The sequence below is a fragment of the Sanguibacter sp. A247 genome (genome assembly GCF_052324925.1).
Classification (GTDB): Bacteria; Actinomycetota; Actinomycetes; order Actinomycetales; family Cellulomonadaceae; genus Flavimobilis.
In genome coordinates this window covers 1-20,460 of sequence record NZ_JBQPRE010000002.1, presented here as the reverse complement: position 1 = coordinate 20,460, position 20,460 = coordinate 1, and the positions used below count along the sequence as shown (strand labels likewise).

Annotated in this window: 18 protein-coding genes and 1 riboswitch; of the genes, 9 read left to right on the top strand and 9 right to left on the bottom strand. The window is 71.8% G+C overall.

What is annotated here, in order from left to right:
- Positions 1-2,322, bottom strand: coding sequence for a phosphoribosylformylglycinamidine synthase subunit PurL (gene purL / locus ACTVCO_RS04255; protein WP_443727175.1), 2,322 nt, complete (start codon positions 2,320-2,322; stop codon positions 1-3).
- A complete protein-coding gene (locus tag ACTVCO_RS04250; protein WP_443727174.1) occupies positions 2,267-3,244 on the bottom strand; it encodes an NAD-dependent epimerase/dehydratase family protein in 978 nt (325 codons plus the stop codon). The genes purL and ACTVCO_RS04250 overlap by 56 nt, the downstream gene beginning before the upstream one ends.
- 133 nt (positions 3,245-3,377) lie before the next feature.
- Between ACTVCO_RS04250 and ACTVCO_RS04245 the strand changes: the two genes are divergently transcribed.
- The 3 genes from ACTVCO_RS04245 to ACTVCO_RS04235 all read left to right on the top strand — a co-directional run bounded on the left by ACTVCO_RS04245 (position 3,378) and on the right by ACTVCO_RS04235 (position 6,794).
- The gene (locus ACTVCO_RS04245) at positions 3,378-4,277 is read left to right on the top strand and encodes a DUF2599 domain-containing protein (RefSeq protein WP_443727172.1); all 900 of its coding nucleotides are present in this window, start codon (positions 3,378-3,380) and stop codon (positions 4,275-4,277) included.
- Between the two features lie 74 nt (positions 4,278-4,351).
- A complete protein-coding gene (locus tag ACTVCO_RS04240; RefSeq protein ID WP_443727171.1) occupies positions 4,352-5,908 on the top strand; it encodes a heparan-alpha-glucosaminide N-acetyltransferase domain-containing protein in 1,557 nt (518 codons plus the stop codon).
- A 187-nt stretch (positions 5,909-6,095) separates the two neighbouring features.
- Positions 6,096-6,794, top strand: coding sequence for a superinfection immunity protein (locus ACTVCO_RS04235; protein ID WP_443727170.1), 699 nt, complete (start codon positions 6,096-6,098; stop codon positions 6,792-6,794).
- 448 nt (positions 6,795-7,242) lie between these two features.
- On the opposite strand, the gene ACTVCO_RS04230 is transcribed toward ACTVCO_RS04235, so the two are convergent.
- Complete coding sequence (locus ACTVCO_RS04230) at positions 7,243-9,318, bottom strand: acyl-CoA dehydrogenase family protein (RefSeq protein ID WP_443727168.1); 2,076 nt, start codon at positions 9,316-9,318, stop codon at positions 7,243-7,245.
- A 39-nt stretch (positions 9,319-9,357) separates the two neighbouring features.
- On the bottom strand, positions 9,358-10,188 hold the full coding sequence (locus ACTVCO_RS04225; protein WP_443727167.1) for a TetR/AcrR family transcriptional regulator: 831 nt from the start codon (positions 10,186-10,188) through the stop codon (positions 9,358-9,360).
- Between the two features lie 63 nt (positions 10,189-10,251).
- Here ACTVCO_RS04225 and ACTVCO_RS04220 point away from each other — a divergent pair, with 63 nt between their 5' ends.
- The 3 genes from ACTVCO_RS04220 to ACTVCO_RS04210 are packed head-to-tail and all read left to right on the top strand — an operon-like array spanning position 10,252 to position 13,954.
- Positions 10,252-11,616 carry an acetyl-CoA C-acetyltransferase gene (locus tag ACTVCO_RS04220; RefSeq protein WP_443727166.1) on the top strand — a complete coding sequence of 455 codons (1,365 nt, stop codon included), beginning with the start codon at positions 10,252-10,254 and terminating at the stop codon, positions 11,614-11,616.
- Positions 11,613-12,971 (top strand): 3-oxoacyl-ACP reductase, encoded by a 1,359-nt coding sequence (locus ACTVCO_RS04215; RefSeq protein WP_443727165.1) that lies wholly within the window; start codon positions 11,613-11,615, stop codon positions 12,969-12,971. Before ACTVCO_RS04220 ends, ACTVCO_RS04215 begins: the two co-directional genes overlap by 4 nt.
- Complete coding sequence (locus ACTVCO_RS04210) at positions 12,971-13,954, top strand: MaoC/PaaZ C-terminal domain-containing protein (protein WP_443727164.1); 984 nt, start codon at positions 12,971-12,973, stop codon at positions 13,952-13,954. The genes ACTVCO_RS04215 and ACTVCO_RS04210 overlap by 1 nt, the downstream gene beginning before the upstream one ends.
- On the opposite strand, the gene ACTVCO_RS04205 is transcribed toward ACTVCO_RS04210, so the two are convergent.
- Together ACTVCO_RS04205 and ACTVCO_RS04200 are read right to left on the bottom strand one after the other, a co-directional pair.
- Positions 13,951-15,045 (bottom strand): hypothetical protein, encoded by a 1,095-nt coding sequence (locus ACTVCO_RS04205; RefSeq protein ID WP_443727163.1) that lies wholly within the window; start codon positions 15,043-15,045, stop codon positions 13,951-13,953. The genes ACTVCO_RS04210 and ACTVCO_RS04205 overlap by 4 nt on opposite strands.
- Complete coding sequence (locus ACTVCO_RS04200; protein WP_443727162.1) at positions 15,045-15,374, bottom strand: PadR family transcriptional regulator; 330 nt, start codon at positions 15,372-15,374, stop codon at positions 15,045-15,047. The genes ACTVCO_RS04205 and ACTVCO_RS04200 overlap by 1 nt, the downstream gene beginning before the upstream one ends.
- 192 nt (positions 15,375-15,566) lie before the next feature.
- Here ACTVCO_RS04200 and ACTVCO_RS04195 point away from each other — a divergent pair, with 192 nt between their 5' ends.
- Positions 15,567-16,151 (top strand): pentapeptide repeat-containing protein, encoded by a 585-nt coding sequence (locus ACTVCO_RS04195; RefSeq protein WP_443727161.1) that lies wholly within the window; start codon positions 15,567-15,569, stop codon positions 16,149-16,151.
- Here the strand turns inward: ACTVCO_RS04195 and ACTVCO_RS04190 are convergent.
- On the bottom strand, positions 16,138-16,722 hold the full coding sequence (locus tag ACTVCO_RS04190; RefSeq protein WP_443727160.1) for a GNAT family N-acetyltransferase: 585 nt from the start codon (positions 16,720-16,722) through the stop codon (positions 16,138-16,140). The genes ACTVCO_RS04195 and ACTVCO_RS04190 overlap by 14 nt on opposite strands.
- Before the next feature lie 158 nt (positions 16,723-16,880).
- Positions 16,881-17,639: a GNAT family N-acetyltransferase gene (locus tag ACTVCO_RS04185; RefSeq protein ID WP_443727159.1), complete on the bottom strand. Its 759-nt coding sequence runs from the start codon at positions 17,637-17,639 to the stop codon at positions 16,881-16,883.
- Positions 17,640-17,887: 248 nt separating this feature from the next.
- A riboswitch (SAM riboswitch) is annotated at positions 17,888-17,997 on the top strand.
- Positions 17,998-18,008: 11 nt separating this feature from the next.
- On the opposite strand from ACTVCO_RS04185, the gene ACTVCO_RS04180 reads away from it, so the two are divergent.
- Both ACTVCO_RS04180 and ACTVCO_RS04175 read left to right on the top strand, forming a co-directional pair.
- On the top strand, positions 18,009-18,413 hold the full coding sequence (locus ACTVCO_RS04180; protein ID WP_443727158.1) for a rhodanese-like domain-containing protein: 405 nt from the start codon (positions 18,009-18,011) through the stop codon (positions 18,411-18,413).
- Positions 18,362-19,624: an O-succinylhomoserine sulfhydrylase gene (locus tag ACTVCO_RS04175; RefSeq protein ID WP_443727156.1), complete on the top strand. Its 1,263-nt coding sequence runs from the start codon at positions 18,362-18,364 to the stop codon at positions 19,622-19,624. Before ACTVCO_RS04180 ends, ACTVCO_RS04175 begins: the two co-directional genes overlap by 52 nt.
- Positions 19,625-19,717: 93 nt before the next feature.
- Here the strand turns inward: ACTVCO_RS04175 and ACTVCO_RS04170 are convergent, their stop codons facing one another.
- Positions 19,718-20,365 (bottom strand): hypothetical protein, encoded by a 648-nt coding sequence (locus ACTVCO_RS04170; RefSeq protein WP_443727155.1) that lies wholly within the window; start codon positions 20,363-20,365, stop codon positions 19,718-19,720.
- Between the last annotated feature and the right edge of the window lie 95 nt (positions 20,366-20,460).

Genomic DNA, 20,460 nt, shown 5'->3' with positions numbered 1-20,460 from the left:
TCAGCCGAAGATGCGCGGCAGCGTGCCCTCGAAGATCTCGCGGGCCTCCGCGACCGGCACCTCGAAGAGGCCGTCGACGACGAGCGCGGGCTCGTCGCCCACGACCGCGCCGGTCTCGCCGAGCTTGAGGAGCGGCACGCCACGGGCGACGCACGCGTCGACGAGACGCTGCTCCTCACCGCGCGGCACAGAGACGACGGCGCGGGCGACGGACTCGGAGAAGAGCGCCTCGAACTCGCTCACGCCGTCGCGCTCGGCGACACCCGCGATCGAGACGCGCGCGCCGACGCCGTAGCGCACGCAGGACTCGAGGAGTGCCTGGACGAGGCCGCCCTCGGAAAGGTCGTGCGCGGCGTCCACGAGCTCATCGCGCGAGGCGTTGACGAGGACGTCGGCGAGCGCCTTCTCGGCCGCGAGGTCGAGCTGCGGCGGCACGCCGCCGAGGTGGTCGTGGATGACGTCAGCCCACGCGGAGCCGTCGAGCTCGGCGCGCGTCGTGCCCAGGAGGAAGATCGTCTCGCCCTCGCCGCGCCAACCGGACGCGGTCGCGCGCGTGACGTCGTCGATGACCCCGAGGACGCCGACGACGGGTGTGGGATGGATCGAAGAGTCGATCTGGCCGGGCTCGCCCGTGCCGTTGTAGAGCGAGACGTTGCCCCCCGTCACGGGCGTGCCGAGCTCGAAGCAGCCGTCGGCGAGGCCTTCGATGGCCTCGACGAGCTGCCACATCGCGTCCGGGTCCTCGGGGGAGCCGAAGTTCAGGCAGTCGGTGATGGCGAGGGGGCGGGCACCCGTTGTGGCAACGTTGCGGTACGCCTCGGCGAGCGCGAGCTGAGCGCCGGTGCGCGGGTCGAGCTTCGCGTAGCGGCCGTTGGCGTCGGTCGAGATCGCGACGCCGAGGCCCGTGGACTCGTCGACGCGGACGACGCCCGAGTCGTCGGGCTGCGCGAGCGCGGTGTTGCCCTGGACGAAGCGGTCGTACTGGTTCGTCACCCACGCCTTGGAGGAGTGGTTGGGCGAGCCGAGCACGGCGAGCGCGGCAGCACGCAGCTCGTCGCCCGTGGCAGGGCGGGCGAGGCCGGCGGCGACGGTCGTGTCCGCATTGAGGCCGTCCTGCCATGCGGGACGCGCGTAGGGGCGGTCATAGACCGGACCCTCGTGAGCGACGGTGCGGGGGTCGACGTCGACGATGCGCTGGCCGTGGTGGTCGATCGTCAGTCGGCCCGAGCCGTTGACCTCGCCGACGACCGCGGTCTCGACGTCCCACTTCTTCGTGATCGCGAGGAACTGCTCGAGCTTGGCTGGCGTGACGACAGCCATCATGCGCTCCTGCGACTCCGACATGAGGATCTCGCCCGCATTGAGCGTGGGGTCGCGCAGCAGGACGTCGTCGAGCCACACGTGCATGCCGCCGTCGCCGTTGGACGCGAGCTCCGACGTCGCGCACGAGATGCCGGCGGCGCCGAGGTCCTGGATACCCTCGACGACCTTCGCCGCGTAGAGCTCGAGGCAGCACTCGATGAGCACCTTCTCCATGAAGGGGTCACCCACCTGCACGGAGGGGCGCTTCGCGGGGACGCCGTCCTCGAACGTCTCCGACGCGAGGATCGACGCGCCGCCGATGCCGTCACCGCCCGTGCGCGCGCCGAAGAGCACGACCTTGTTGCCGACGCCCGAGGCGTTGGCGAGGTGGATGTCCTCGTGGCGCAGCACGCCGAGGCACAGCGCGTTGACGAGCGGGTTGCCCTGGTAGGAGGCGTCGAAGACGAGCTCACCACCGATGTTCGGCAGGCCGAGCGAGTTGCCGTAGCCGCCGACGCCCGACACGACCCCGTGCACGACGCGTGCCGTGTCCGGGTGGTTGACGTCGCCGAAGCGCAGCTGGTCCATGACGGCGACGGGCCGCGCACCCATCGAGATGATGTCGCGGACGATGCCGCCGACGCCCGTCGCAGCGCCCTGGTAGGGCTCGACGTACGACGGGTGGTTGTGCGACTCGACCTTGAAGGTCACGGCCCAGCCGTCACCGATGTCGACGACGCCCGCGTTCTCACCGATGCCGACGAGGAGGTGCTTCTTCATCTCGTCGCTCGTCTTGGCACCGAACTTCGACAGGTGCACCTTGGACGACTTGTACGAGCAGTGCTCCGACCACATGACGGAGTACATCGCGAGCTCGGCGGCCGTGGGCCGGCGGCCGAGGATGTCCTTAATCCGCTGGTACTCGTCGGGCTTGAGACCGAGCTCGGCGAAGGGCTGCGACTCGTCAGGAGTGGCCGCGGCGTGCTCGACGGTGTCCAGGGTGGGCTTGGGCGCGGTCATCGGTTCCCTCGGGCGTGGTGGGCGGCGTGCGGCGAGCCGGCATCGGATGCGCGGGTGCGAGCGCGTCCGGGTGCTCCTCCGTACGGTGCGAGACGCCACCGAGTCTAGCCGCGCGCTCGGACATGCTGGCGGCCGTCTCACCGCAGGCGGGGCGCAGATCAGGCCGCCGGCCGTCGGGGTGCGCGCTCAGCCATTCGGCGAAGGTCGGGCCGACGGCCTCGGTCCCGCCGGTCGGCAGCAGCGCGCCCCGACGAACAGCACGCGCCGCGCCCGGGAAGGGGACGGGGATGCGGATGGGCGGACGGTCGACGAGCGCACCGACGAGGGCGGCGAGGGTGGTCTCTTCGGGCCCGCAGAGACAGGCGTCGGCGCGTTCGCGTCGACCGAGCACGAGCTCGGCGACGACGTCCGCGACCGCGTCGAGTGCGACGGGGCGGATCCGCATGCTGGGGACGGGCATGACGGGCCCGCGAGCGAGGAGGTCGACCAGCTGCCGGGCGAGGGCAAACCATTGCGTGGACTGCACGATGTAGACGGGGGTCTGGGGCGTGGCGGCTGCGCGGGCGGCGCGCTCCTGGGCGGCCTTGCCGTCGTAGTGGCTGGCACCGGGCGCTCGCTCGCAGCCGACGATCGAGACGACGACATGCATACCTGCGCCGATCGCCTGTGCTGCGGCTGCTGTGTTGCGCGTCGATGCCTCGAAGAACGCGATCGAGTCAGCCGAGGAGCGCGCGGAGGTGTTCGTCGCTTCGATGACGGCGTCGATGCCGTCGTCACCGACGAAGGGGCGGAGGTCGACGGGCCGGGTGATGTCGACGCCGTCGCGCCTGCCCACGGTCACCGCATCGTGCCCTTGGGCCTCGATCGCGCGGACCAGTGCGGCGGCAAGGAGCCCTGTCCCGATGATGATCGTGCGTCCCATGTGCGGTCCTCTCGTCGCGGCGTGCGTGGCTCGTGACGATCCCCCGGAGCCGACTGCTCGCGCGGGTGCACATCGCCTCGTGCGAGGGTACGTCGGTCCCGGTCAGAGGGGCAGGGTGGTTAAGGTCGTGCGGGTGAGATCGTCGTCCGCTGCTCCCGGTGCGCGCGCCCGCGCGCTGCTCGTCGGTGCTGTGTGCGTCGCAGCCCTCGCGGCGGGGTGCGGCGGGACCGGGGCGCCGTCACGCACGACGCCGTCGTCGTCGGGCGCGGCGCAGTCACGCTCCGCGCCGCCCGCGACGTCGGCCTCGGCCTCGGCTTCGCCGAGCCTGTCCGAGCAGGGCAGCGTCACGCACGCGGACGTGTCCGACACCCGCGGCCGACGCACACGCGTGACACTCAGGTCGGCGGCCACGGACGCCGCCCCGGTCCGCGCAGGTCTCACAGCCGGGACGGTCGCGGTCACCGCGTCGCTCGCGCCCGACGACATCCTCACCGTGACCGTCGCGGGGGCGCGCTGGACGGCCTACCCCGACGGATCGGCGACGCTCGCGGACGACGACGCGGCGCTCGTCGGCGGCACGCAGCCGACAGCCACCGACGACAACGGCGTGCGACGCACGACGACGCGCACCGAGGACGACGGTCGCACGCTCATCATCGCCGTCGCACCACCCGTCTTTCCCGTACCCGAGCCGTCCGCCGCGACCGCTCCCGGACGGCCAGCGCACACGACGGTGACGTTCGCGATTGCGCCCCGCGCTCTCGTCGGCGCGACATGGGCCGACGACGTCGAGGGTGGCCGTTCGCTCCAGGTGGACCCGACGGCGTTCGGCCGGTCCGGTTCGACGGCAGCGCTCGAGGCCGTGCGCGCGGAGCTCGTCGCCGCCCACACCGAGGCCGCGACGACGGTCATGGATCACCAGCTGCGCTGCCACGCGCTCGGAGCCCCGGACAAGACGACGTGGAACCTCGAGCCATGGCGTCCCGAGGGGAGCTATCTCGACTACCTGCTGGCCCGCTGCAACCCGTCCTAGCAGCGACGACGTCGTGACATCGGCGCCGGGCGCGCCCTCCGGGAGGATCATCCGCCTCGCCCTACGCTGACCCAGTGACGACCTCGTCCGACGCCACGGCGTCCTCGGCCCCGACCCGGCGCCTGCCCAGCCTGCGCATCCTGCCCGACGTCCGTGAACGCTGGGCACGCCTCGTGCGCCCACCGCGCATCGCAGGGGTCGACCTCGCGCGGGGCCTCGCCATCGGCGGGATGGTCGCGGCCCACGTCAGCGGTGCGCCGCAGCTCGTCCTCGCCGACCCGTCCACGTGGGCGGGCGTCGTCCACGGACGCTCATCGCTGCTGTTCGCGCTCGTCGCGGGAGTCTCACTCGCCCTGATGAGCCGCGGCGTGCGCAGCGCGGCCATCACTGACGTCCGACGGATGCGCCTCACCCTCGTCGGGCGCGGCCTTGTCATCCTCGTGCTCGGCGTCCTGCTCGAGCTCGTCGGCTCACCCGTCGCGGTCATCCTCGGCTTCTACAGTGTGCTCTTCATCGTCGTCGCGCCCGTCGTCGCGTGGCCAACCCGCAGGTTGCTGCTCGTCGTCGTGCTTCTCGTGGCGGTCGCGGTGCCGGCAACGACGCTCGCGATGCTCGCCGGGCTGCTCGGAGGCCCGACTGCTCAGCTCGTGCTCTTCGGCACGTACTCGATGCCCGTGTGGCTCGCGTTCGCCCTCGCGGGCCTCGTCGTCGGACGCGGCGACCTCCGCTCTGTGCGACGTGCCGGCACGCTCGTCGTCGCGGGCGTCCTGCTCGCGGCGGCCGGGTACGGTGGCGCGGCGCTCCTCGCGCCGGCTTCGAACGAGGACGCCTCCTCGTCGTCGCCGTCGAGCTCGGGCTCGGGCTCGACCTACTCGGAGATGCCGGGTGAGGACGTCGATCTGACGGGGTTCATGTGCGTACCGCTGGACGGTGGCGCCGTGTCGTGCTGGCCGGATGGGGACGACGCGCTCGACGCCCCCGGGCCGGGAACGTCGTCGGGGTCGGTCTCGGAGCCGTCGGGGTCGGAGCCGTCGGGGTCGGAGCCGTCGGGGTCGGCGGGGTCGGAGCCGTCGGGGTCGGCGTCGTCGGGGTCGGTCTCGGAACCGTCGGTCTCGGAGCCGTCGGGGTCGGTCTCGGAGCCTTCGGGGTCGGGGTGGGGCTCGGCGTCGGGCGACGCATCGCTCGGCTGGAGCGCGAGCGCGTCGACCACGTGGTGGCGCCCGCCAGCGTCGTTCGACGGCGTGACGGGAGCCGACATCGTCACGGCACTCTTCTCGATGGAAGCGCACTCGGGCGGGCTGGGCGAGGTCATCGGCTCGGGAGGCGTCACGCTCGTCCTCCTCGGGCTGTGCCTGCTCGCGGGACGCCCACGGGTTCTGCGGCTCGTGCTCGTGCCGATCGCCGCGCTCGGCAGCATGCCGCTCACCGTGTACTCGCTGCACATCGTCAGCTTCCTGGTGCCGGCGCTCACCGAACCCGCCGGTCTCGAGACATGGCTCCTGCAGGTCGGCCCGCTCACGGTCGCCGCAACCGCGTGGGCGCTCACGATCGGCAAGGGGCCCCTCGAGCGGCTCACCGCGTCGCTCGCGGCCCGCTATGCGATCCGCACGTCACGCGCTTCAGACGCCTAGGGACCGCGCGGGTCGTCTGGCCCCTGCGCGTCGTCCGCCGCCTCCCCTAGGGTAGGAGCGCGACGCAATGGTGCCGCAACCGCCTCACTCAGGGAATGTCATGACCGAGAATCCGTACGGGTCTGCGTCAACCCCGCCGTCGTCGAGCCCCTATCCGGAGCTCAGATACGACGCCGACGGTCGGCCGGTGAGCGGCTCCGCCCATAGCGTGCCGGGCTCCGCCCCGAACGCCTCCGACCCCTACGGGACGACCCCGCAGGTCGGTCCGTCCGCAGCAGCAGGGGCATCCGACCCCTACGGCACGTCGTACGGAAGCGCGTCGTACGGGAGCGGCTCGTATGGAGGCGCGTCGTCCTACGGTGGCACCCCACCCAGCAGCCCCGACAGCGCCGGGGCCTACGGAAGCACGTCGTACGGAAGCAGCCCGTATGGAGGCGCGTCGTACGGGAGCGGCTCCTACGGAAGCAGCTCGTACGGGGGAGCGCCGTACGGCGGGTCGACCGGCGACCCCTACGGTGCGGGCGGCGCCGGCCAGGCGTACGCGCAGCAGGGGTACACGCAATCGGCGTACATGCAGCAGGCCTACACGCAGCAGCCGGACTCGACGCTGCTCATCGTCTCGTGGATCGTCACCGTCTTCACGGGCTTCTACATGCTGCCGTGGGCGGTCGCCGCCACGCGGCGCGCCGGCAACTCCACGACCATCGCGATCGTCACGCTCCTCACCGCGTGGACGGTCATCGGGTGGATCGCGTGCCTCGCCTGGGCGTGCGTCAGCCAGCCGACGTCGCCATCGGCCGCCCCTCCCGGCTGGTATCCCAGCACCACGGGAACCGGCACGCAGTACTGGGACGGCCGTTCCTGGACGGGCCACACCCAACCCTGACCCACCCCCGCCCGCCCCGCCCCACCCCACCCCAGCCGCCTACCCGCCCCGGCCCGGCCCGGGCCAGCCCAGCCCGGCCCGGCGGGGTGGCGGCCCGGCCCAGCCCGCCTACCCGCACGTTTGTGCCCCACCCGCGGGTCTGGACTTGCGGGTGCGGCACAAACTTGCGGGTGGGCGAGTTCTCGCCGGCCCGGCGAGTGGCCGGCTCAGCCCGGCCCGGCCCAGCCTGGCCCGGCCCGGCCTGGCCCGCCTACCCGCACGTTTGTGCCCCACCCGCGAGTCTGAACTTGCGGGTGCGGCACAAACTTGCGGGTGGGCGGTCTCCCGCTGGCCCAGCGGGTCGGCGGCCCGGCGGACCGCCGGCGCGGCGGGCGGGTTCTCGCCGCCCGGCGGCCCGCCGGCCCGGCGGGTGGGCGGGCCGGCGGGTGGGCGGGTTCTTGCCGGGGGATCAGCGCTTGGCGTGACGCTTGAGCGCCTTCTCGCTGATCGGGGCGTCGCCCGAGGCGCGCTGCGCGCGGTAGTGCGCGATCGCCTCGTCCTGACGCTCCTTCTCAGCGCCCGTCGCGATCGGAGCGCGCAGGTGCTCGGGGGCATAGCCCCACGCCTCGGTGAGACCGAGCGCATGCGGTCGCAGCCGCCCGACGAGACGCGTCATGTACGACGCCACCATGCGAGCGCGCTCCCCCGTGAGGCGGCCGTGCATGAGGTACCAGGCGAGGTTCTCCTCGATGACCGACAGGCCGTAGAGGTCGCGCAGCCACGTGAGGATCGCACGGTTGCCGTCGTCCGACACCGACGCGATGGCACGCGTGAACGCCTCCCACTGCACAAGCTCGGCGTGCGCCTTCGCGGCCGCGATGAGGTCGTGCTGGTGCTGGTTGAACAGCGCTGCCGCCTTGTCGTCGGGCAGCTTCTGTGCGGGCCGTAGCCGGTCGCCAAGCTCCTCGACCATCGTCTCGACGCGGTCGGTGAGCAGGGCGCGCTGCGCCTCCTCGCCCCGCAGGTGCGCAACCTTGCGCGAAGCCTGGCCCGAGTCCGAGATCTTCTGCAGCGCACGGCCGAACGGCGTCGCGTAGCGCACCGTGTCAGCGGCGCGCTCGGCCGCGACGCGGGCGATCCCCGCCGCATCCATGCCCTTGAACTTCTTGGCGTAGTCAGCCAGCAGTCGCTTGCCCACGAGCTGCAGCAGAACCGTGTTGTCCCCCTCGAAGGTCGCGTAGACGTCGAGGTCGGCGCGCAGGCTCGTCATGCGGTTCTCGGCCATGAAGCCCGCACCGCCGCAGGCCTCGCGGCAGGTCTGGAGCGTCGACAAGGCCGTCCACGTCGACGTCGTCTTGAGGGCCGCGGCGAGAGTCTCGAGGTCCTCGCGCGAGGACTCGGTGTCGTTGCGACCTGAGAAGACGTCGTCGAAGAGCTCGAGCAGCTCGGCGTGCGCGAACAGCCCCGCATACGTCCGCGCGATGAGCGGGACGAGGCGGCGCTGGTGCTCGCCGTAGTCGAGCAGGACCGTCTCTTGGCCGCCCGCGCCGGGGAACTGGCGCCGCTCCGTCGCGTACCGGACGGCGATCGCGAGCGCGATCTTCTGCGCGTTGACCGCGGCACCGTCGAGCGAGACGCGACCCTGGACGAGCGAACCGAGCATCGTGAAGAAACGACGCCCCGGGCTCTCGATCGGTGAGGAGTACGTACCGTCCTCGGCGACATAGCCGTAGCGAGCGAGCAGGTCAGTGCGCGGCACGCGCACGTGGTCGAACGCGAAGCGGCCGTTGTCGATCCCGTTGAGGCCGCCCTTGTGACCGTCGTCCTCGCTCTGGATCCCGGGCAGGAGCGGGCCCGCAGTTCCGTCGGCGAGACGCTCCCGCACGGGGACGTAGAACGCGTGAACCCCGTGGTTGACGCCCTTGGTGACGAGCTGCGCGAAGACAACCGCAGCCTGGCCGTGGAGCGCCGCGTTGCCGAGGAACTCCTTCCATGCGGCCCGGAACGGCGTGTGGATGACGAACTCCTGCGCCTCGGCGTCGTACGTCGCGACCGTGCCGATCGACGCGACGTCTGAGCCGTGGCCGATCTCGGTCATCGCGAAGGCGCCGGGCGTCTCGAGGCTCATCGCGGCGGGTAGGAAGCGGTCCTGCTGCTCGGGCGTGCCGAGGTGGAGGATCGCGGACGCGAACAGGCCCCACTGGACGCCTGCCTTGATCTGCATCGAGGGGTCGCCCACGACGAGCTCCTCGAACGCGGCGAGCGAGCCACCGTGCTCGTCGGAACCACCGAGTCGCTCGGGGAAGGCGCGCAGCACCCTGCCCTCGGCCACGAGCGCCTTGAGCTGGCCCAGAACACGTTCGCGGTGATCCGCCGTGGACATGCCCTCGATCTTGTGGAACCGCGGGTCCTTGAGGAGCTCACGGGTGAACGTGCGGAAATCGCCCCAGCGCCCCAGCAGCTGAGGCGTGAGCGCCTCGACGTCGAGCGTGACGTCGTCGTCGACGGGGGTGTGGGGCGTGCGGGGTGTGGCGGTCGCGGTCATCGGGACTCCTTCGTCTCCAACGGTGCGGGTGGTCGGGCGTCAGCCCGTGGGGTTGTCGTCGGTGCGTGTGGTGGTGCGGGTGGTGGTGTCGGCGGTGCGGGTGCGTTCGCGGGCGAGGAGGCCGATCGGGCCGGCCCACAGCCACGCGGTGATGCGCGCGGCGATGTGCGCGCGGTCGGGGCCCCCGGGCTCGCCGAGGCGGGCGAGCCACCATTCGCCGGTGCCCGAGATGAAGCCGACGGCCCCTGCGGCCCAGGCCTCGACATCGAGCTGGTCCTCGCCTCCGACCGCCTGGGCGAACGGCTCGGCCACGACGGCGGTGATCGACCCGAGGAAGGACGACAGGGGCGCGGACCGTGCGGTGTCGCCCGCTGCGGGCTGTGCGACCGCGTTGGCGATCGCGGTGTTGCGGGTGACGAAGTAGTAGACGCTCGGCGAGTGCTCGATCATCGCGAGGTAGGCGTCGATCATGCCGTGGAGCGCGGCCCGCGGGGTCGGGGCGTTCTGGGACGCCGCACGGAGGTTGACGCTGATCGCGCCGACGACGGCCTCGCCGACGGCGTTTTGTAGACCGACCTTGTCGGTGAAGTAGCGGTAGAGGATCGACTTGGAGGTGCCGAGGTCAGCGGCGATCTCGTCCATCGATACGTCGGGGCCGCGTCGGTGGACCGTGCGGCGCGCGGCATGCGTGAGCTCGCGCCTGCGCGCCTCACGGTGGTTGTCCCAGCGGGTGGACCGACCATCGACGGGCTCGGCCGGAGACGAGACGCTTGTGGGGCGCGGCGAAGCTGCCGCAGCGGTGCGGCGACGGCTTGCATCCCCCGCGGCGTCGGTGGCGTCGGTGCCACGTCCCGGTGTGATCGGACTCACGAAACCCACAGTATCAGGTACTCTGAGTTCGAGGAACCCGAGCAATGGAGCGAGAGGCCTGCCATGACTGCGTCATCAACCCCCACCCCGCACGACGGACCACGCGACGCGTACGTCCTCGGCGGCAACCGCATTCCCTTCGGCAAGGTCGGCGGCGCCTACGCCCGCTCGACCAACCAGGACATGCTTGTCGCCGCGCTCGACGGGCTCGTCGCCCGCTACGGCCTCCATGGCGAACGCCTCGGAGAGGTCGTCGGCGGTGCCGTCCTCAAGCACTCCAAGGACTTCAACCTCGTCCGCGAGGCCACCCTCGGCACGACCCTCGACCCCCGCACCCCCGCCTTCGACCTGCAGCAGGCGTGCGCGACCGGCCTCGAGGCCGTCATCACCGTCTCCAACAAGATCCGCCTCGGTCAGGTCGAGTCGGGAATCGCGGGCGGCGTCGACTCGACGTCCGACGCCCCCATCGCCGTCTCGACCGGACTGCGCCGCGCGCTGCTCGCCGCGAGCCGCGCCAAGGACCTGCCGGGCCGCCTCAAGGCGTTCGCCTCAGTCCGTCCCGGGGACCTCGCACCCGACGCCCCGCGCACCGACGAGCCCCGCACAGGCCTCTCGATGGGCGAGCACCAGGCCATCACGACCGCCCGCTGGGGCATCACGCGCGACGCTCAGGACGACATCGCGCTGCGCTCGCACCACAACCTCGCCTCCTCCTACGAACGTGGCTTCCAGGACGACCTCGTCACTCCCTATCGCGGGCTCGTGCGCGACCAGATCCTGCGGCCCGACTCGACCGCGGAGAAGCTCGGAAGCCTCAAGCCCGTCTTCGGCAAGCGCCTCGACCACATGCCCACGATGACCGCGGGAAACTCGACGCCGCTCTCAGACGGAGCCTCTGCCGTCCTGCTCGGATCCGCGGACTGGGCTGCCGAGCGCAACCTGCCGCTCCTCGCGCGCATCGTCGACGCCGAGACCGCCGCCGTCGACTTCGTCCACGGGCACGAGGGCCTCCTCATGGCCCCCGTCCATGCCGTCGCCCGCCTCCTCGCGCGCCACGGCCTCGCTCTCGGCGACCTCGACTACGTCGAGATCCACGAGGCCTTCGCGAGCGTCGTGCTCACGACCCAAGCCGCCTGGGCCGACGACGACTACTGCCGCACCGAGCTCGGCCTGCCCGGCGCCCTCGGCACGATCGACCCCGACAGGGTCAACGTCAACGGTTCCTCGCTCGCCGCAGGACACCCCTTCGCGGCAACGGGTGGGCGCATCGTCGCGCAGACCGCCAAGCAGCTCGCCGAGCGCCAGGCCGCCGAGCCGACCGCGGGTCCCTTCCGCGCCCTCGTCTCGATCTGCGCCGCGGGAGGCCTCGGCGTCGCCGCGATCCTCGAGTCCGTCCCCACCACGACGCCCGACGGAGGCCCCCGATGACCGACCGCTACACGCAGCTCGTCAACACGGGCTTCACCGCGACCCTGGCCAAGCGCCTCGGCCTCCCCCAGCCGGCACTCCTGCGTCGCTACTCCCCGGGTGCTCCGCTCACCCCGGGCCCCGTCCTCGTCCTCGGCCCCGACACGCACGACGACTCCGACTCGGACGCCGTCGCGCAGCACCTCGCAGGGCTCGGGCTCGACATCCACCGCTCCCCCACGACCGGGTCCGCACGCTGGGGCGCCGTCATCCTCGTCCTCACCGAGATCTCGCGCGTCGAGGACCTCTCCGAGCACGTCCTCGCGGCAGGCTCCGTGCTCAGGCAGATGGCGCGCGGAGCGCGCCTGATCACTGTCGTGCGCGAGGCTCAGGACGAGGACGCGCCTGCGCTCGCAGCGGCACGCCAGGCCGTCGTCGGGCTCACGCGGTCCCTCGCGAAGGAGCTGCGCGGCGGCGCGACCGCCAACGGGCTCGTCCTCGCAGGCGGCGTGGCTGTCGGACGCGAGGGCGTCCTCTCCCCGCTGCGCTGGTTCCTCTCGGCACGCTCCGCGTTCGTCGACGGCCAGCTGCTCACCGTCGGGCAGGGTGCGGCCGACGTGCCCGCGCAGGACGACGAGCAGCCGCTCGCCGGACGCGTCGCGGTCGTCACCGGTGCCGCGCGCGGCATCGGCGCCTCGATCGCGCGCACGCTCGCCCGTGACGGCGCGGCGATCGTGTGCGTCGACGTGCCCGCCGCAGGCGAGCACCTCGCGCGGGTGGCGGGGGAGGTCCGGGGGACGGCGCTGCAGCTCGACATCACGGCGGACGACGCAGGCGACCGGATCATCGAGCACGCGCGCGCCCGGCACGGGCGCCTCGACATCGTCGTCCACAACGCCGGGATCACGCGCGACAAGCTCCTCGCGAACATGGACCCGGCACGCTGGGACTCCGTCCTCGCGGTCAACACCGTGGCCCAGCTGCGCATCAATGACGCGCTGCTCGCCTCGGACCTTTTCGCGGACGCGCCCCGCATCGTCTCGCTTGCGTCGACGTCCGGGATCGCGGGCAACCGCGGCCAGACGAACTACGGGGCATCCAAGGCGGGCGTCATCGGCATGATCCGGGCGACCTCGCCCCTGCTCGCGGACGTCAGCGGAACCGCGAACGCGGTCGCGCCCGGCTTCATCGAGACCGAGATGACAGCGAAGATCCCGTTCGCAACGCGCGAGGTCGCGCGGCGCCTCAACTCACTTCAGCAGGGTGGCAAGCCCGTCGACGTCGCAGAGGCGGTCGCGTTCCTCGCGTCGCCCGGGGCCGGAGCCGTGTCCGGTCAGGTGCTGCGCGTGTGCGGCCAGAACCTCGTGGGTGCGTGATGGCAGCCTCGGACGACAGCCGCGGAACCGCCGTGCCGCGATCACGCACGATCACCGGCCTGCCGGCCGGGACGCGCGTCGAGACCCTGCCGTCGATGCCGACACTCGGCGGGCTCTACCTGCGCGGGGCAGCCGGGTCGGCTGCTGCGCGACTGCCCGGGCAGTCGTCGTCCGCCACGCTCCCGGCCGTCGCGCACCGCGTGACGGGCGTGCGCGTCGACGCCGCGCACCTCACGGACTACCAGCACCTCGTCGGCGAGACAGGCACAGACACTCTGCCGTCGGGCTACTGCCACGTGCTCGCGTTCCCCATCGCGACCGCCGTCATGGTGCGGTCCGACTTCCCGCTGCCGCTCCTCGGCATGGTGCACGTCGCCAATGCTGCATCCGTGCTGCGGCCTCTGCGCCTGGGCGACACCCTCGACATCACCGCGTGGACCCAGGACCTGCGCCCGCACCGGCGGGGAGCCCAGCTCGACGTGTGCGCCGAGATCGTGTCCGACGGTGGGGTCGCGTGGCGTGGGGTCTCGACCTACCTCGCCAAGGGGGTCACCCTCGCAGGGCACGACGACGAGGTCCCTGAGGCTCGCGCATCGGGCGGAGGCGAGCGGCAGGCGACGTCGGGCATGGGCGGCGCGGCAGCGGTGTCCTGGCGGCTCGACGCGGGCGTCGGGCGCGCCTACGGCGCAGTGTCCGGCGACCGGAACCCCATCCACATGTCCGCGCTCTCGGCCAAGGCCTTCGGCTTCCCGCGCGCGATCGCCCACGGCATGTACACCGCCGCACGCGCACTCGCAGATATCGGTGCGCCCCGCGGGGCCACGTACGACTGGACGGTCGAGTTCGCCAAGCCCGTCCTGCTTCCCGGCCGCGTCGGCATGACCTACCAGGCCGACGCCGACGGCGCGTGGGCGTACGCGGGCCACTCGCAGTCCGGCACGCTCCACCTCGCCGGGACCGTCACACCCCGCCCCACCACCTAGTCGTCCGCGGCGGGGGTCTCCACCCCGGACGAGGCGCCGCTCTCCTCCGCGAGAGCCTGAAGCGGGGCGACCGTCCGTGCGAGCGGACGAGGGACGCTCACCCCGGCGTCCGAGGGAAGCCTGGGCCACAGATCGTCGTCGATGCCGTCCTCATCCTCGGGCACCTGCCACCACGGAGTGGGGAAGGCGTTGAAGACCTGACGACCATCCTCATCGAGCCTCGGCACATAGACCGTCACCCCGTCGGGCGCAACGAGCCGCCCATCACCCGTGCCCAAGATGAGGGGACGACCCGACTGATCGACGATCTGTGCACCGTCGATGAGTTCACCGTCAGGGCCGTACACAAAGAGGTTCGTCGAGCGATGTCCGTCGATCATCACACCCGTCGCGTCGTACTGGAACGCGCCCCATGCCGGGATGTCCTCGAGATACTCAGCCGAGTTCCACGTCGCGTATCCCCTGCTTCGCTGCTCCTGCGCGATCGCGTCTGAGGTCGTGAACAGGACCACGAAACACACCGGGATGAGCACGACGGACGCCACCCGCCACGTCACCCGCCACCGCCCGCGCAGCACCCATGCGCCACGCCCCACCTGCGCTGAGACCACGACCCCCGCCATCACGAGGAGCCAGGCCAGCAGGTCCCGGGGAGGGGCGACGGAGGTGAACGGTACGGCCACAACCGCCGCGAGCGCCCAGCCTCGTAGGACCCACCACAGCGGCGTGAGCGCGACGAGGAAGTCGCGCACGTGCCGCCACGCGGGCGTCGCCTCGAGCGCCTGACGCCACCGGCGCACGAGCAGGGCCACGCGGTCGGCCATGCGGGTCCTCGCCCCGGCCTCCCCGACGGCAGGAAGCCCTGCGGACTCGCGGAGCTCGGCCGCGTAGGCCTCGGGGGTTCCGAAGCGCACGACGAGATCGTGCGCGGTCGGGCTCGCTCCGGCCAGGGCATCGGCGGCTGACTCACCGAGGTCGGCCTCAAGTCCGCCCGTGAGGTCTTCGAGCACGTCGGGGGCGAGGTCGGCCAGGTGGTGTCGGACGTCGGTCGCGTAGGCGGCGACGGGGTCGAGCATCGTGGGCGCGGACATCACGCGGCTCCTTCCATGTCGAGGAGGCCCGTGAGGGCCTCGGAGAACTCGTGCCACTCCTTGCGCTGCGTCTCGAGCGACGCACGACCCTGTGGCGTCATGCCGTAGTACTTGCGGTGCGGGCCCTCGTCGGAGGGGACGACGTAGCTCGTGAGCGAGCCCGCCGCGTAGAGGCGGCGCAGCGTTCCGTAGACCGACGCGTCACCGACCTCGGTGAGCCCGGCGTTGCGGAGTCGGCGCACGACGTCATAGCCGTACCCGTCGTCGCGGTCGAGCACGGCGAGGACCGCCGCGTCGAGCACCCCGCGCAAGAGCTGTGTCGTGTCCATGCACCCTCCTTGCCGTGCCGCCGTGCGGCGGCATCCGTGGCCCTCGCGGCAGCCCCCTGCCCCGTCGCCCTGACCTTTCGCGTCGCACACTACTCCGCGTGACACGGTAGTGTCCACGACGCAGAACTGTGCGGCGTGTCGGAGCAGGTCGGGCGCTCGGGCAAGGTGACGGCGGCGTGGTTGGGTGGAGGCATGGACCTCACGCGCGGCACGACGCTCGACGACGTTCGGCTCGACGACCTCGACCTCACCGACCACGACCTCACCGACGCCCGCATCCTCGAATGCTCGATCGCACGGTGCGTCCTCGACGGTGCCCGGCTCACGGGCGCGCGACTCGTCGACACCGACTGGGACGACGTCCGCGCGACCTCCGTCGACCTCAAGAACGCCACCGTCCTCAGCGGCACCTGGTCCGACCTGCGGATCGGCGCCCTCACCGCCCCCGGCGCCACCATCTCGCGGCTGACGATCATCGGCGGACGCCTCGACCACCTCAGCCTGCGCGGCGCAACCGTCGAGGGAATCTTCTTCGACGGCGTGACGATCGGCGACCTCGACCTCGCTGGCGCGAAGGTCACGCGACTGCGTGCGCGCTCGTCAACCATCCGCAGGCTCGACGTCACCGAGGCCCGGCTCAAGGAGGTCGACCTGCGCGGACTCGACCTCGCCGAGGTCGACGGCGCCGCCGGACTACGCGGGGCGAAGGTCTCGGCTGCTCAGCTCCACGGTCTCGCCACGGGACTCGCAACCGCCCTCGGCATCACGATCGACTAGCCAGACGGGCATCGAGGACGGCTCGGCTCGCGGGCCACTCGTCACGCAGGATCGAGAAGTAGACGGTGTCGCCACGCGACCCGTCGGGCGCACGACGATGCGACCGCAAGACCCCCTCACGGGTCGCCCCCAGCCGCTCGATCGCGGCGAGCGATCGCGCGTTGCGGGCGTCGGCACGCAGCGCGACACGCTCGACACCCCACACGTCGAACGCGTGCGCGAGCATCGCGCGCTTCGCCGCCGGGTTGACGTGCGTTCCCCACCAACGCCGCCCGTAGAACGTGTGACCGATCTCGACCCGCCCCGCATGCAGATCGATGTCGTAGAACGTCGTCACCCCCGCAACAGCACCCGGCTCGAGCTCCGCGTCAACGACAGCAAACCCGACGAGCCCCGGCCGCGACGTGAGGGCACGGATGTGCTCCGTCATCGCCTCGAGCGTCCCAGGCACGGGCGTCGTCATGCCCGCCCACAATGCGTCGTCGACGAGCGGCCAGAGCGCGGGCGCATGGTGCTCGGCAAGAGGCTCGAGGCGCACACCACGACCGGACAAGGGTGGAGTCGTCGTCATCGCCCCAGCCAAGCACCCCGCCCTCGGGCGCGCGACGGGAAATCGCCGCAGCGGGCCGGGCGCGCCCGTCTCCCCCGTCTCAGCGGGTCAGCGGGTCCGGGGGCTTCCCGGCTCAGCGGTCCCGCTGTTCCAGGCCCGACGGTCCCGCGGACTCCGGTTCAGCGGGCCGGGCGCGGGCGGCGCGGCTTGCCGCGCAAGCGCGGACCCCGCCACCGGCGCGACGCCACACCGGCACCGACGCCGCCGGGGACGTCCACGACCGCGTCGTCGACCGGCATCGGCTCCGCGACGGACGCACCCACGACGGCCAGCTGCGGCCCCGCAAGCGACCCTTCGATCGCTCGCAGCGGGTCGATGCGCGCGAGCAGGCGCTCCCGCACACCGGGCCACTCGGGAGCAAGGATCGAGAACATCACCGAGTCGACGCGCGTGCCGTCGGGTGCGTCGCGGAAACCGCGCAGCGTTCCCTCACGCGTCGCGCCGAGGCGCTCGATCGCGGCGAGCGAGCGCGTGTTACGGGCGTCGGCACGCAGCGAGACGCGGTAGACGCCGAGTGCGTCGAACGCGTGCTCAAGGAGCAGGAACTTCACCGCCGGGTTGATGAGGCGGCCCCAGAGCGCGCGGTCGTAGAAGGTGCGGCCGATCTCGACGCGCCGGGCGACGGCGTCGTGCGCGACGAGAGCCGTCGACCCCCGCACCTCGCCGCTGATCGCGTCGACGACCGCGAACGGGTAGCAGCCCTCGAGGAACAGGGAATCTTCGATGTAGTTCATCATCCCCACCTCACCCTCAGGCACGGGGGTACTCATGCCGGCCCACATGTCGGCGTCGACCATGCGGGACAGCTCGCCGACGTGCTTCTGCGCCAGCGGCTCGAGGCGAAAACCGTGCCCCGAGAAAGTGCGATCGTGCTCCACAGCGAGAAATAAGAACACACCCTGGCCCGCCTGCCAACACCCGCACGGCAAACTGTGCACGACGACTTCTCACAAGCCCGCGCGACGCGGTGTCACCCCCTTGCGGATCCGCGGATCTCCGCGGCTGCGGCGACGCCGCTCGGGCGGCGGACGTGGCGTTCCTCATAGCCGCCCGCACGCCCCACGGACAGCGCGTCCGGCCACCGGAACGACCACCGTCCGGGGAGCAGCTGCCGGTAGCATTTGTCGTGTCATCCAGAGCGGCCGAGTGACGTGGCACGACGACGCCGCAGCAACCCCCCGAACAGGGTGCGGGTGCTCCCGCCACCACCGATGCAAACGGAGAATTCGATGCCCTACGCCGGAGACGTGACCCCCCACGACGCATGGGACCAGCTGACGATCGACCCTCACACGGTTCTCGTCGACGTCCGCACGGTCGAGGAATGGCAGGAGGTCGGCGTGCCGGACTCCCCCAAGGACGACGCTCCCGTCCGCTTCATCGAATGGGCGAGCCACCTCGGCCCCAACCCGCACTTCGTCGCCGAGCTCGAGGCCGCGGGCGTTCCCAAGGACGCAACGGTGTTCTTCCTGTGCCGCTCGGGTGGACGCTCGATCGCCGCCGCCGAGGCCGCAACCGCTGCGGGCTGGGCGTCGTCGTACAACGTCCTGCAGGGCTTCGAGGGCGACTTCGACGCGCTCGGTGGGCGCTCGATCAACGGATGGCTCAACGCAGGCCTCCCGACGACGACGTACACCGGGAACGCTCGGTGAGCGGCAGCTCGCTGCCCGACGGATTGCGGCCCGCCACGCTCGCCGTGCGCGGCGGCCAGGTCCGCACCCCGTTCAGCGAGACCGCTGAGCCGCTCTTCCTCACGCAGGGTTACGTCTACAGCTCGGCCGGCGAGTGCGAGGCCGCGTTCACGGGCGAGATCGACCGCTACGTGTACTCGCGCTACGGCAACCCGACCGTCGCGAACTTCGAGGAGCGACTGCGCCTCATCGAGGGCGCCGAGGCCTGCTTCGCCACGGCGACCGGCATGTCGGCGGTGTTCACTGCGCTCGCCGCCGTCTGCCGTCAGGGCTCGCGCGTCGTCGCGTCACGCGCACTGTTCGGCTCGACCGTCGTCGTCCTCACCGACATCCTCGCGGGGTGGGGCGTGCAGACGGACTTCGTCGACGGCCGTGACCTCGAGCAGTGGCGCGCGGCCCTCGCGACGCCCGCCGACGTCGTCTTCTTCGAGACCCCGTCGAACCCCATGCTCGAGATCGTCGACATGCGCGCCGTCTCGGAGCTCGCCCATGCCGCGGGTGCGCTCGTCATGGTCGACAACGTGTTCGCGACGCCCGTCCTGTCGCGGCCGCTCGAGCACGGCGCTGACGTCGTCATCTACTCCGCCACGAAGCACATCGACGGACAGGGGCGCGTGCTGGGCGGCGCGATCCTCGGTTCTGAGGAGTACATCCGCGGGCCCGTGCAGCACCTCGTGCGCAACACCGGCCCGACGATGTCCGCGTTCAACGCGTGGGTCCTGCTCAAGGCGCTCGAGACGATGCCCCTGCGCGTGCGCGCGCAGTCGGCTGCTGCACTCGAGATCGCTCGGGCGCTCGAGGCCGACGACCGCGTCGGGCAGGTCTTCTACCCGTACCTTGCCTCGCACCCGCAGCACGAGCTTGCCGTGCGGCAGCAGTCGGCGGGCGGCACGGTCGTGTCGTTCGACCTCGCGGTGCCGGACGAGGCGACCCCGGAGGCGGAGAAGGAGCGGACGTTCCGCTTCCTCGACGCGCTGCGCGTCATCGACCTCTCGAACAACCTGGGCGACGCGAAGTCGCTCATCACGCACCCTGCGACGACGACGCACCGCAAGGTTGGTGCCGCGGGTCGTGCTGCGGTGGGGATTGGCGAGACGACGGTGCGCCTCTCGGTCGGCCTGGAGGACGTGGCGGATCTCCTGGAGGACCTCACGCAAGCGCTCTCCGCGTAGGCGGCCACCACCCACCCGCACGTTTGTGCTCTACCCGCACGGCCAGACCTGCGGGTAGAGCACAAACCTGCGGGTAGCCGACCTGTCGGGGGGTTAGCGGGTGACGAGCAGCGACGGGCGGGGGGTCAGGGCGCGTCGGGCCTTGACGCCGAGCGCACGACGGAGCCGCGCCTCGAACAGGTCGGGAGTCCGCAGCTGGTTCGCCGTCACGCGCACGACCGACCACCCTTCTGCGCGGATCGCATCCTCACGCTCCTTCTCGGCGATGACGACTCCGGCGGGATCCGCGCCGGCAAGATCCCGGTACTTCAGCTGCCCGTCAAACTCGACGATCAGCCGCAGTTCAGGCCACGCGAGGTCGGCGTAGAAGACCCCGATGTCGGTGGCGATCTCCAGCTGCGTCGTCGGGCGCGGCAGTCCGGCCGCCATGGCCCTGACCCTCGTCCACGACTCCCACGGCGACTCAGCCCCGTCGTCCGCGAGCCCGAGCGCAACCCGCGCACGCCTCGAACCCGGAACGCTGCAGAGGCGGCGCACCGCCTCCTCAAGAGCGGCCCCTGAGATCCCTGCGCGGAGGGCCTGGTCGAGCACGACGACGCCGGCACGCGTCGAGCCGAAGCGGGCGACGTCGACGACTGTCCGGACGACGCTCGAGACCCACGCACCACCCACCTCGACGAGCTCGGCCTCACCACAAGGCGCCGTGTGGACGCGCGGGACTGCTGCACGGATAGGTGACACCCACCCGTGGTGCTGACCAGCACCGCTGAGAGGATGTCCCCATGTCCAAGCGCTATCCCCGCGAGTTCCGCGACGACGTCGTTCGCGTCGCCCTG

Coding starts and splice junctions, on each gene's coding strand:
- ACTVCO_RS04210 (WP_443727164.1), top strand. CDS start 12,971: ATGGCAGCCTCGGACGACAGCCGCGGAACCGCCGTGCCGCGATCACGC.
- ACTVCO_RS04195 (WP_443727161.1), top strand. CDS start 15,567: ATGGACCTCACGCGCGGCACGACGCTCGACGACGTTCGGCTCGACGAC.
- ACTVCO_RS04200 (WP_443727162.1), bottom strand. CDS start 15,374: ATGGACACGACACAGCTCTTGCGCGGGGTGCTCGACGCGGCGGTCCTC.
- ACTVCO_RS04250 (WP_443727174.1), bottom strand. CDS start 3,244: ATGGGACGCACGATCATCATCGGGACAGGGCTCCTTGCCGCCGCACTG.
- ACTVCO_RS04230 (WP_443727168.1), bottom strand. CDS start 9,318: ATGACCGCGACCGCCACACCCCGCACGCCCCACACCCCCGTCGACGAC.
- ACTVCO_RS04215 (WP_443727165.1), top strand. CDS start 11,613: ATGACCGACCGCTACACGCAGCTCGTCAACACGGGCTTCACCGCGACC.
- ACTVCO_RS04220 (WP_443727166.1), top strand. CDS start 10,252: ATGACTGCGTCATCAACCCCCACCCCGCACGACGGACCACGCGACGCG.
- ACTVCO_RS04175 (WP_443727156.1), top strand. CDS start 18,362: ATGGCTCAACGCAGGCCTCCCGACGACGACGTACACCGGGAACGCTCG.
- purL (WP_443727175.1), bottom strand. CDS start 2,322: ATGACCGCGCCCAAGCCCACCCTGGACACCGTCGAGCACGCCGCGGCC.
- ACTVCO_RS04205 (WP_443727163.1), bottom strand. CDS start 15,045: ATGTCCGCGCCCACGATGCTCGACCCCGTCGCCGCCTACGCGACCGAC.
- ACTVCO_RS04190 (WP_443727160.1), bottom strand. CDS start 16,722: ATGACGACGACTCCACCCTTGTCCGGTCGTGGTGTGCGCCTCGAGCCT.